The sequence below is a fragment of the Ichthyenterobacterium magnum genome, from assembly GCF_003610635.1.
Classification (GTDB): Bacteria; Bacteroidota; Bacteroidia; order Flavobacteriales; family Flavobacteriaceae; genus Ichthyenterobacterium; species Ichthyenterobacterium magnum.
Genome location: NZ_RAQJ01000001.1, coordinates 205,099 through 217,410, shown reverse-complemented (window position 1 = coordinate 217,410; position 12,312 = coordinate 205,099). Strand labels below are relative to the sequence as shown.

The following is a 12,312-nucleotide window of genomic DNA, read 5'->3' as shown; positions in this document are numbered from 1 at the left end:
TTTTATGAATTAAAATTGTGATATATAAAAAGAGGCGAGATATAACTCGCCTCTAAAACACATTATTTATTAACTAACTATTTAAAACCAAATGTATTTTACTTTATATTTTGAATGTCATTACAGGAAGTGTAGAATGATTTGCTATATCTTCAGAAATACTTCCTTCAAAGAAATGTGCTAAACCGGTTCTGCCATGAGTTGCAATAGCTATCAAATCTGCTCCTGCAATATTAGAATAATTTAATATTCCTTTTTCAACTGTATAATCTGAAACATATTTTACATTTTTAATGTTATCAATATTGCCATCAGCTTTAAGTAAAAAGTCTGCTACACGTTTTTCCATTTCTGCAGAACTTCTAAAATTTGTATTAGGCAGATTGACATAGAGTAAATGAATTTTTGAACCTAAAGTTTTAAACATTTTTGTTGCATTAATATATGGTCTAATGGCGTCATCAGAGAAATCACAGGCAAAAACAACAGTTTCAAAATCCATTAAAATTGGGTTGTGTTTGATGACCAAAACTGGTATGTCTGAATGTCTTACAACTTTTTCTGTGTTTGAGCCAATGAGCATTTCTTTTAATCCGCTCGACCCATGCGAGCCCATTATAATTATATCTGCATCATGCTCTTTTGCCACGTCATTTACTTCGCTAAACACTTTAAAATGCTTAACAATGGGAGTGATGTTAATATTTTTTAAATAAGGTTTGTCTAAAAATTCTTCAAACTTATTTTCTGCAAGTTTTAAAAAGAATACAGCTTCTGCTTGTTGTTCATTATCATTATTTGTTAAAACAGCATTAGAAATTTCTAACATATGTAATGCTAAAATCTCTGAGTTATATTTTTTTGCAATACTAGCTGCTGCTTCTAATGCAAAAGCAGAGTGTTCTGAAAAGTCTATTGGTACTATAATTTTTTTCATCTTTTTTTTGATTTAAATTGTCATTGAAAATAGTTGAGAGTCTGGTTTATTGCGTTGCAATAGCAAATCAAAAGCCATACATATATTTCTCACAAAAGGTTTACCTTTGTCTGTTACTGTTATTTGATTTGAACCCATGATGATAAGACCATCTTGCTCGATTTCTTTTAATTTTATAAGTGTTTCTGGTAATTCTGTAAAATAATTATGAGTGCTGGTCCAAGATGTTTTAAACTGACACATTAGGTTTAAAATATGCTTGCGTATAATTAAATCTTCCTTATTTAATATGTGTCCTCTGTATACTGGAATAATGCCTTCATTTATTAAATGATAATATTCCTCGATACCTTTAACGTTTTGAGAAAAGCCATACCAACTATCACTAATAGAAGATACACCAAGACCAACCATAACTTGAGTTTTTGAGGCACTATAACCCATAAAGTTTCTATGAATTTTTTTATTTGAAACTGCCTTGTAAAGTGCATCTGTTTGTAATGCAAAATGATCCATGCCAATCTCTAAATAACCTGCTTCACTCAATAATTTTTTGCCTAGTTGATATTGTTCTCGCTTGCTTTCTGCTGTTGGTAAGTCTTTATCTTTAAAACCACGTTGACCATTACCTTTAATCCATGGTACATGCGCATAACTGTAAAAAGCAATACGATCTGGTTTTAATTGTTTTGTTTTCTCTATTGTAGTTTCTACATGGGCTTCAGTTTGAAAAGGTAAACCAAAAATAATATCATGACTTATAGAAGTATATCCAATTTCTCGAGCAATTTCTGTTACTTGTTTTACATTTTTAAAAGGTTGAATACGATGAATTGCTTTTTGCACGGTGTCATTATAATCTTGAACACCAAAGCTTACACGTCTAAACCCTAAATTGTATAGTGTTTGTAGATGTGTTTTTGTAGTATTGTTTGGGTGACCTTCAAAACTAAATTCATAACCATCTGCAAGAGTTGCATTGCTCAAAATACCATTAATCAATTTTTCTAGGTTATTTGGAGCAAAAAAGGTTGGAGTTCCTCCGCCTAAATGCAGTTCTTTTATTTTTGGTTTTGTATTAAATAGGTTACAATACAAATCCCATTCTTTTAAAACAGCATTAATATAAGGTGATTCTACTTCGTGCCTTTTTGTTATGCGTTTGTTACAACCACAAAACGTACACAGACTCTCGCAAAATGGCAAATGAATATATAAGCTTATACCTTCTTTAGTATTACTTTCGTTAAAAGATTGTATTAAAGAAGACTTCCATTTTTTTAATGAAAACGTGTTTATGTTCCAATACGGAACAGTTGGATAGCTGGTATATCTTGGACCAGCTACATTATACTTATTTACTAACAACTTACTCATACCTAATTCTATAGCTCAAAATTAGATATGTTTACTTGTTTAAAATATGATATTTGTCATATATAAGGGTAGAAATTAAAAATCTCTCTTTTTAAAGTGGGACATCACTTTTTTAAATATTGTAAAAAATTATTAAGACTATAGAAAAGATCATCTACAAAATTGTTTTTACTGATATATTCAATATTAAGGCTACAGGTTTGTTAAAATGCTCATAAATCTATCTCCATATTTCAACAATAAGGAGATAAACGACTTGTAAAGGTTTAGTTTCGCTTTTAGAAATCAAAAATTAAAAAAAATCAAAAGTAATATTAACTATGAGCAGTTAAAGTTTAAAAGGTTGATGGTGCCATAGTTTAGCTTTAGATAAGTCTACTCCTAGTTTTTTGATTAATAATTAGTTGCTATAATTCAAAATTAATACCATCAAGTTAATTTAAAAAATGAAGAGGGTTATTAAAATTTTGAAAACCCTTCTTAAAATAGTTATTGTTCTTTTGTTTTTTTAGAATTTGAAATTACATAGAACAGTTGGTTAACATTATTTTATAAAGTTCTTTTCTATAAAAAAGAACTCTTTTTAATTAATTTTTAAAGGTTTTTCTGTTTGCATTAAGATTATCTTAGCAATCTAAAGTCTATAAACTTAAAGTGAGTCAAAATCAATAAAACAAATAATCATGAATTTAAATATTACAATCTGGTCATTGTTTTTGTTAATAGGCACTATTCAGGCGCTTATATTATGTTTTATTTTTTTGACACAAAAAAAAGGAAATAGAAAAGCGAACCTAATTTTTTCTAGTTTACTATTAATATTTGCCATCATTCTTTTTGATCATAGTTTGCGTCTCTCTCAACTTTACAAGTTTTTTCCACAAGGATTATACATAAGTGATTCTATTTGGTATCTCATTGCGCCTTTGCTATGGATCTATTTAAAAATTAGATTGGGAAATAATAAGTTTAGACTTATTGAGACATTACATTTTGTTCCATTTCTATATTTTTTTTACACATACCGTGGCATGCTTTTTCTTAATTCAAAATATAAAGCTGCAATTTTAGAATCTTACGTAATGCATGGTTCAGTGCATAATTTTTTAATAAAAGTATTTATTTTAATTATGATGATTCAAATGCTAATCTACCTTATTATATGTTTTAACTTTATTTATAAATATGAGAAAAGGTTTAAAGATTTTTTTTCAAGTAATCAAGCAGATCTTTTAACAACTCTCAAAAGAATTTTTCTTTTTTTTACTTTGTATTTTATTTTTGAATTCGCTTTTTCAACGTATAGAAATTTTGCAAATATTCAAAACAGATTTATAGAGAATTGGTCTTTGGTAATGTGGACGCTTTTTATATTAATTTTAAGTTATACAATAGTTAAAAGCCCAAAACTAATCTTCGAGTCAATAGCTGAGCCAAAAAGAAGGAAACAAAAATATGAAGGATTAGACTTTTTTGAAATTGAAAAAGAATTATTAAGTTATATTGAAACCTCTAAGCCTTTTTTAGATAATAACTTAACATTACCTCAATTAGCAAAATCAATTAAGTTAACGCCTCATCAATTATCTTTTGCACTTAATACACATTTAAAAACTACTTTTTACGATTTTGTAAATACTTATAGAGTTAAATATGCTGCTCAACTTTTAGAATCTGGAGAGCATTTAAAGTTATCTATTTTTGGTGTAGCCCAAGTAAGTGGTTTTAAAAGCAAAGCCTCATTTTATTCTTTTTTTAAAAAGCAGTTTAATACAACTCCATCAAAATTTATTGAGAAGTTATAGTTTTTGGCTAATTATGTAATACTAATACTTGTATTTAGTTTTTTTCTATCTAAATGAACTGTTACATCTTGTGTAACTAATGAAATGTGCTTTTTCATAGATATTTTTATAGAATATTATATGAAATATATTGAGAATTAACATCTCTGTTTATTCTGCTCATATTTTAATTCTAACATTTACTGAACAAAAAAACAGCTATGAAACTTAAACAAAAAATTTACTTTATTATTTTAATTGTATTATCAATTTCTTGTAGCAAAAAAGATGATGCCAACAATGAGGCAGTTTTGTCAAACGAAAGTGATATTCTCACTTTTCAAGTATTAAATCATCAAGAGGGTCAAGCTACAATTAATGCAACTAATAAAACTATTTCAGTACAGGTTAATTTAGGAGCTCCAATTAACCAACTAGTTGCTACGTTTTCTATTTCTGCAGGAGCGTCTGTAACAGTTAATGGTATACCTCAAGTCTCAAGTGTAACAGCTAATAACTTTACAAGCCCAGTAGTATATACCATATTAGCTGAAGATGGTGTTACTGAATCTAGTTGGACAGTGACTATAACCGAGAGAGCAGCTTCTACAGAAAGTAATATAAACGCTTTTGAGATTTTAAATTATCAAGAAAATCAAGCAAATATAGACGAGACAAATAAAACAATTGTTGTTGATGTAACTTTTGGATCACCAATAAATCAATTAATTGCAACATTTTTAATTTCAACAGGTGCTTCGATTAATATTAATGGAGTTGAGCAAGAATCTGGGGTTACATTAAACGATTTCACTAATCCAGTTGTCTATAAAGTTGTAGCAGAAGATGGGGTTTCTGAAACAGATTGGACTATTACTGTTAATATGCTATCAGAGCCTTACTTTTCTGTAGCAACTCTTGTATCAGACTATCCTGGTAATGACGGAATATCTGTAGATAGTGAAGACAATATTTTTGTTAATAGCAATGGGTTTGTAAACCAGTGGAATGGTACTAAAATATATAAAGTAACACCAGATGGTAATGTGTCACTTTTTAAAGATAACTTACCTTCATGGCCTGTAGGAAGTATTTTTGATAGTAATGAAAATTTGTATGTAACAGGATGGAATGCCCCAGGTATAATAACAAAAATAAGCCATGATGGAACTAGCTCAGAAGTCTTTTATTCAGGTATTGGAGAACCTTCTGGTTTAGAGATTGACAATGATGAAAATATATATGTGATGGAACCGCCTACAAATAAAATGTTTAAAATTGACCAAACTGGATTAAAAACAGAGTTTGCTTCTGGCGGAACGTTTAATAAGGCATCAGGAGTTACTTTTGATAAAATAAATGAGGTGTTTTATGTAACAAATTGGAATGATGGAGTTATCAGTAAAGTTAATATGAATGGAACTATTATTCCGTTTCTAAACTTACCTATTGGTAATCTCGGTCCAATTATTATAGTAGATGATTATTTGTATACTACGAGCTATAATGGTCATGCGGTTTTTAGGATAAACATCAATACTTTGGAGTTTGATAAAATAGGTACTGGAGCAGTTGGTAACAATGATGGTTATGGAGAAGAGGCTACTTTTAGAGCTCCTTTAGGAGTAGCCATGTCAAATGATAAATCTAAGATCTATGTATCAGAAGTAGCTCCTAGTGGCAATGGACGATTAAGAGTTATTACGTTTAATAATTAAAGATATAAATTAAAAACCTCACAATATGTTTAAAATTAAAAGAGTTGGGGTTTTTGCAGGCTACAGATATTGCATTTAGAGAGTAAACATACCAAATAAATGAGTACCATTTTTTAAAACACTTTTTTAAACTTAATTTTACTTTTGCCTGTTAAATACTTTTTAGCTAAAGGAATTAATGCTTTTGAGCCCATTTTTATCCATGGAATTAAATTTTTATCATTGCCTTTAGATTCCATGGCAAGCCAAACAGCTACAGGTAAAGCTCCCCACTTTTTTTTCATAGAGCCTCGTGAAAGATTTTTATGAAGTCTTATTTTATCGTCTTGGGTTAGATTTTCAGAAGTCTCAATTGTTATTAAACGTTCCGTAAAAATTGGGTATAATGTTTCAAATGTTTTATCGGCAACTGTTGATAGCGAATCTCCTTTAGGAAACCATTTGTCTGACATTGATCTGTACATACCTAAGCCTTCATACATGCATTCCCATAAAATACTATCTTTAAATGTTTTGAGATTTTGTTCAGTTTGTTTTGCCCATTCTTTAGACAACAAATGGGTGTATTCATGGGCAAAAAATCGATCCATACGAATTTTATTTTTAGCCTGTTTGGCTGAACCATACTCTTTTACCAAAGCGGTTAGGTTGAAACAGACTGTTTGATATTTATAGGTAAACGCGTCATCATGCCCTTGATACCCAAGATAAACATAAGTAGTGTCATTGATGTAAATATCCCCAAAAGGTACTTTTAATGAATCTTTTAACTGATTCCATTGCGGAGCTCTAGAATTAACAAGCTTATACCATTCTATTTCTTCTTTGGTTAAGGTTCTTTCTACTTGAGATAATGAATCAATAAATTTTTCACTATGTCTTATGGTTATTGCCTTTATCCAATCATTAGATATTTTATTATTTTGTACGCATAGATTTACATTTGTGGTATAATTTTGTTTGCCTTTAGCAATCTGAGAAATTGTTTTATTTTTATTAGTGCAGTTCACTAGTAATACTAAGAGTACGCATACTTGAATGATTGTTTTCATTTGACATGATATTTGTTATAGTGGTGTATAAATTAAATTGCCTAATTTGTATTACAAACTTAAATAGTTATCTAATTTTAAAAGCTCATTAGAGCGTATTCAATGATACATATTTTATCTTTTTTTTTATTCATAAAATTCTTTAAAACTATATTTTTCCCCTTTAGTTAATCGCTTCAATTCCTTTAAAAGATAATAGCGATGCATAAAACCAGTCAATACAACAATTCGTTTTTCCTTATTTTGTTCCGAAATCTTCAATATGTTTTTTGCCATTGTTTTGTTTCTCGTATCCCAAAAATCTGCCCAAAGTTGGTAACCATTTCTGTAGCTTATTTTTTCGCCATTAGGTTTGGTTACAAACCGCTTTGAAAATTCTTCACGAACATTTGTGATTTTAGGAATCATTTGATATTGATAAAATTGACGTCGTTCACAAATACTATCTGTTTGAGGATTGTTAAAGTGTTCTGGTGATTTTGCTGCACGTACTTTTAAAGGCTCTAAAAGTGCTTGGTAAGTATTGAAAATTTCTGATTGCTCTGTTGTGAGTAAATTCACTTTACTTAGGCTGTCTAACAACTTAAGTGTTAATCTATCTGTTGGGCGCATACCTTTATCTCTTCTATATTGGTTTCTGCCTTCAAACTCATAGGGTCTTAACTGTGTTGCTGGGTATTTTTCTATATATTTTTTAGAAGCCATACCTTCATTCTCATCATAGGGTTTGCTAAACTTAAAATCTGATGTGAAAAAAGAAGAATCTATTTCGTGTAAAATAAAGTCTGGTTGTAGATTTTCTAATATATTGAAGAGTATTTCTGGATTATAATTTGATGCTGGTTTGTGTAGGTTTCCTATAACAATTATTTCGGTTGGTTGTTCTGTTTTACAAGATGTAATTACTATTAATGCTATTATTAAAAATAAGATTTTTTTCATTTTTTTGAGCTAAACTATACTAATTATTTAGAGTTACTGTTTTTTTTATTAAAAAATAAGTACGACTTTACCTAAATGCTTGCTTTTTTCAAAATGTGCTATTGCTTCTGGTAATTCTGATACACTAAAAACTCTATCAATTATAGGTTTAATATTGTTGACTTCTATAGCGTTATTCATTTCCTCAAAACTAGATTTAGAACCAACATACATAGCTTTTATCGTTAAACTACGCTGAATAAGGTCGAATACCGATAATTGTACCTCGGTACCACCTAACATTCCAATAACCGCAATTTTGCCACTTGTTTTCATAGCAGTGATTGTTTTATTTATTCCAGCCCAGGAGATTTCTAAAGCTAAATCTACACCATTTCCTTTGGTGATTTTCAATACTTTATCTTGCCAATCGGGATTTGTTCTGTAATTCACTACCTCATCTGCTCCTAAAGATTTCGCAGTTTTTAGTTTTTCATCATTACTAGAAATAAGAATGACTTTAGCACCTATCATTTTTGCAAATTGTAAAGCAAAAATGGAAACGCCTCCTGTACCTTGTAGCAATACAGTTTGTCCTGCTTTTAAGTTTCCAAAATTAACAAGCGTTTCCCAAGCGGTAAGTCCTGCAATTGGCAAGGTTGAAGCTTCTTCTACAGTAAGGTTTTGAGGTGCTTTTACTAACGCGTTTTCTGACAATGAAATATATTCTGAAAATACACCTTTAACACTTGTTCCTAAAGAACTTTGTGAATCACTGGCTTTTAGAACTCCAGATTGCCATGATTGAACAAAGTGTGTTGAAACTGTATCTCCAACATTAAACTTGGTAACATGAGTACCTATTTTTTTTACAATACCAACAGCATCAGAACCTAAAGTGTGTGGCAATTTAGTTGCAAATGCCCCCTTTGCCACCATTAAGTCTAATTGATTTAAAGACATCGCTTTTACTTTTACCAAAACCTCATTATCTTGAATAGTAGGAATGTCTTGATTTTCTACAGTTGTATTTTCTAATCCGTATGCGTTTTTTATGACTATTGATTTCATTCTTTTAAAGTTTATTTTTTAATTATTTTTTTAGTAATACTGCCCTTATTTGTCTCTATATCAACTAAATAAAAACCTTTGCTTAAATGAGATACAGCTATTGAGTTAAATTGTGAATTTTCTTGAGTCATTAATTTTCCATAGGTATCGTAAATCTTAATAGATTTTATTGTTACTGAAGTTGAGGTATTTATATTTAAAATAGCCTCAACAGGGTTTGGATAAAATGCTATCTGCAACTCTTTTTCAAAATCATCAATTTTTAAAGTGCTACAATTTTGACTATATGTTGCTAAATCAGATTTGATCCAACCTTCATTTGAAGCAGGATAATTTACTGAATCAACCTCTATACAACTTAAATTATTGTTAACCTGTGCCCACATAATATTTAAAGCTGTATTATTTCCATTTTTAAGATTTAATGAGGTTAACTGGTTTAAGTAACAAAAAAGCACGTTAAGGTTTGTGTTTTGAGTAAAATCTAAAGCTAGTAATCGGTTGCCCCAACAATTTAAAACTTCGAGGTTAATGTTATTAGATGTGTTTAAATATTGTAATAGATTGGAATAACAAAGCAAGTTTACTAATTGTGTATTATTAGAAATATCTATGCCAGTTAGTTGGTTGGTATGACAATCTAAAGTTTTGAGGTTTAAATTCTGTGATATATTAAGATATAAGATTTGATTATTAAAGCAGTATAATTTTTTTAGATTTATGTTTTGAGTTACATCAAGACTAATTAACCTATTATCATTACAAGATAACTCTTCAAGATTAGTAAATTGGTCAATACCTTCTAACGAGTCTATATGATTAAAACTAATGTTTAAGCTTATTACATTTTCTGCCTCACTTATTTGAATTTCACCATCATCATTTGTATCTGCATCACTATCGTAATTACCATCACCATTAGTATCTACGCAATTGGTATTAAGCAAGGCATTTTTAAAATTAGCATTAGGAATATTTATGTTTTGAGCTTTTGTTAATTGTACTAATGCGAATAGGATAATTGTAAGGGGTAATGTTTTCATATACAGTTGTTTATGTTTATTATTTTTTAGTTTGATTTGCTATTTAGATATAATTACTAATTAAGTTCTCACTATGTCATTGAAGCCTTTACAAAGGCTGCAGAATCTTCATAAAATCTATACTCTTTAATCTTATTATTTTCTATAATACTACGTTGTACCCAGTCGCTAATAAACAGCTTACCTGTTGCTTTTACTTTGTGTCTAAATTTTCCGTTTGCAAATACAACATTGTTTTCTGCAATAATTTTATCTACAATGAATTCTTCTGTGTTAAAATGGTCGACAATATTCTGCAAAAACTGTTTTGCACTTTCCTTAGTTCTATAAGTTCCATGCAATTGATTTTTTTTACGACTTTCATCACGAACACTTACTATTAAACAATCGTTATGAAAGGCGTCTAAAACCTGATTTATATTACCTTGTTGAAATGCTTTGAAATAATCTTGTACTATTGTAATATTTTGTTTTGTATTTTCCATTTGTATATTATTTTAAGTTATTTTTTTGCAATTAATCTGTCCAGAGCATATCTACCACCGCCAGAAAAAATTAATGCTACAGACATGCCTAACCATAATAGAAAGTATTCATAGCCTTCTCCTGCCTGATTTCCAAACCAGTTCATGAAAAATCCGTGCTCAAAATGTGTTGTAAACACAATGCCTAATGCTATGATTGTAAATGATATAGCTAAAAAACGTGTTGCTAATCCTACAATTAATGCAAAGGCTCCAATGGATTCTAATAAGATTGTTAAAAAGGCAATTGCCCAAGGGAGATTCATAGTTTCTGTAAGGTAGTTCATTGTGTTTTCAAAACCACTTCCACCAAACCAGCCAAAGAGCTTTTGAGCACCATGAACAAAGATTACAATACCTAATAGTATTCTAATGATTAAGGGGTTTAAATCTGTGTTTGTTCTAAAAATTAAGTCTTTCATTTTTTTGTTTTATTTAATTATAATGCAAAGATGAGATGTATTAAAATGATAAATATTAAGGTATCTTAAGTAAATTGTTTTTATAGTATAATTCCTATAAATAACCCTAGATACTTATATCCTCTTTTTTTGGCATTAAAGGGGTTAAACCAAGGCATTCCAATACCTAGTTTTAATTGTTTATATTCTATTCCAAAGCGATAAAGGTTACTGTATTGTGTGTCGCCACCAAAGTAAGTTGTGGTCTGAATTTGTATGCGACTATAGAAGTTTGTTGCATTACTTATTTTAGGTTTGTACTCAAAGTATAGCATATTAACAAAGGAAGAGTTGTTAGAGAATGCTATGTTAGAATAAAGACTAGTAATGAATGTTTTTCTTTTAAGCAAATACTGAAGACCAAATCTAGCTATTTTCTGACCATTTGTTAATTCTCCGGTAATACCTAGGTTCCAATTTTTATGTATATTATAGAATATTTGATTTCTGACTAAAAAGGAATTATTTACAGATGCTTTTTCATAACTTGTTTTAAGTGAGCTTAGATTAAAAAACGAGAATTTACTCTCTCCAATCGTTTTATGAAATGAGTGTTGATAGTAAAAATTAGTACTTGTACTTAAGCCTTCTATAGGTGTTGAAATGTCTTGACTATATGCTATTTGACCTATTAGCACTAATACTAAAAACACTCTTTTTATTTTCATATCTGTTACTTTTGTTAGGCAACAAAGGTGAAACTCAAAATAGCGTAAGAAATTATGGTGTCTTAAGAAACTTACTTGTGAAGATTCTTTCTAATAGTACTTAGGTGTTCTGGTGTAATTCCCAAATATGAAGCCACCATATACTGAGGGACTTCTTGCTCTATACTTCTATAATTTTTAATAAAATTTTTATAGCGTGATTCTGCACTTTCACTCATAGATTGCAATGTTCTATTTTGATTTGCTACATAGGCTTTTTCAATTTTTATTCTAAAAAAGCGCTCCATAGCAGGAACATTAACAAATAACTGTTCTAATTTATCTCTATGTATTTGAAGCACTGTAGTGGGCTTTAAAGCTTGTACAAAGTATTGAGCAGGTGTTTTGGTTAAATAACTATACAAATCATTAATCCACCAATTTTTAATTCCAAATTGCACAATATATTCTTGACCTTCTTCATTAATGTAATAAGAACGCAAACAGCCCTCAACAACAAAACGCATATGATTAGAAGTTTCTCCTTTAAACAATACTATTTCTTTTTTAGCATGTTTTTTAAGCTCGAAGACATCTTCAATCATAGTTACATCTTCAACATTAAGTGTAACTAGTTCCTTTATAGCGTTAATTAAAGAAGAGTAAATGTTGTTTTGTGTCATATAACTATTAAAAATAATTTTTCTTAAAAGATATAAATCTAAATAGATTTTTGGGTATTTAAATAGTTTTTATTTTATAACTCAACTTTTAAAA

The 12,312-nt window shown here is 29.4% G+C and carries 12 protein-coding genes; 2 read left to right on the top strand and 10 right to left on the bottom strand.

The features are described 5' to 3' along the window. Window positions 1-103: 103 nt before the first annotated feature. Together BXY80_RS01060 and hemN are read right to left on the bottom strand one after the other, a co-directional pair. A complete protein-coding gene (locus BXY80_RS01060) occupies window positions 104-937 on the bottom strand; it encodes a universal stress protein (RefSeq protein ID WP_120199368.1) in 834 nt (277 codons plus the stop codon). A gap of 12 nt (window positions 938-949) precedes the next feature. Next, on the bottom strand, window positions 950-2,314 hold the full coding sequence (gene hemN / locus BXY80_RS01055) for an oxygen-independent coproporphyrinogen III oxidase (RefSeq protein ID WP_120199367.1): 1,365 nt from the start codon (window positions 2,312-2,314) through the stop codon (window positions 950-952). Window positions 2,315-3,582: 1,268 nt separating this feature from the next. On the opposite strand from hemN, the gene BXY80_RS13870 reads away from it, so the two are divergent. Continuing rightward, entirely contained in the window at window positions 3,583-4,119 is a 537-nt protein-coding gene (locus tag BXY80_RS13870; RefSeq protein ID WP_162843253.1) for a helix-turn-helix domain-containing protein, read from the top strand. A 200-nt stretch (window positions 4,120-4,319) separates the two neighbouring features. Continuing rightward, window positions 4,320-5,816: a hypothetical protein gene (locus BXY80_RS01045; protein ID WP_120199365.1), complete on the top strand. Its 1,497-nt coding sequence runs from the start codon at window positions 4,320-4,322 to the stop codon at window positions 5,814-5,816. Between the two features lie 113 nt (window positions 5,817-5,929). Here BXY80_RS01045 and BXY80_RS01040 read toward each other — a convergent pair whose 3' ends face one another. The 8 genes from BXY80_RS01040 to BXY80_RS01005 form a co-directional block, all read right to left on the bottom strand. Further along, window positions 5,930-6,868 (bottom strand): hypothetical protein, encoded by a 939-nt coding sequence (locus BXY80_RS01040; RefSeq protein ID WP_120199364.1) that lies wholly within the window; start codon window positions 6,866-6,868, stop codon window positions 5,930-5,932. A gap of 126 nt (window positions 6,869-6,994) precedes the next feature. Further along, on the bottom strand, window positions 6,995-7,810 hold the full coding sequence (locus tag BXY80_RS01035; RefSeq protein ID WP_120199363.1) for a hypothetical protein: 816 nt from the start codon (window positions 7,808-7,810) through the stop codon (window positions 6,995-6,997). A 48-nt stretch (window positions 7,811-7,858) separates the two neighbouring features. Continuing rightward, the gene (locus BXY80_RS01030) at window positions 7,859-8,860 is read right to left on the bottom strand and encodes a zinc-dependent alcohol dehydrogenase family protein (RefSeq protein ID WP_120199362.1); all 1,002 of its coding nucleotides are present in this window, start codon (window positions 8,858-8,860) and stop codon (window positions 7,859-7,861) included. Between the two features lie 11 nt (window positions 8,861-8,871). After that, entirely contained in the window at window positions 8,872-9,903 is a 1,032-nt protein-coding gene (locus tag BXY80_RS01025) for a T9SS type A sorting domain-containing protein (protein ID WP_120199361.1), read from the bottom strand. Window positions 9,904-9,974: 71 nt separating this feature from the next. After that, the gene (locus tag BXY80_RS01020; RefSeq protein WP_120199360.1) at window positions 9,975-10,388 is read right to left on the bottom strand and encodes a nuclear transport factor 2 family protein; all 414 of its coding nucleotides are present in this window, start codon (window positions 10,386-10,388) and stop codon (window positions 9,975-9,977) included. A gap of 17 nt (window positions 10,389-10,405) precedes the next feature. Continuing rightward, window positions 10,406-10,849: a DoxX family protein gene (locus BXY80_RS01015; RefSeq protein WP_120199359.1), complete on the bottom strand. Its 444-nt coding sequence runs from the start codon at window positions 10,847-10,849 to the stop codon at window positions 10,406-10,408. Between the two features lie 80 nt (window positions 10,850-10,929). After that, window positions 10,930-11,556, bottom strand: coding sequence for a hypothetical protein (locus BXY80_RS01010; protein WP_120199358.1), 627 nt, complete (start codon window positions 11,554-11,556; stop codon window positions 10,930-10,932). Between the two features lie 71 nt (window positions 11,557-11,627). After that, a complete protein-coding gene (locus tag BXY80_RS01005; protein WP_120199357.1) occupies window positions 11,628-12,218 on the bottom strand; it encodes a Crp/Fnr family transcriptional regulator in 591 nt (196 codons plus the stop codon). Window positions 12,219-12,312 lie beyond the last annotated feature (94 nt).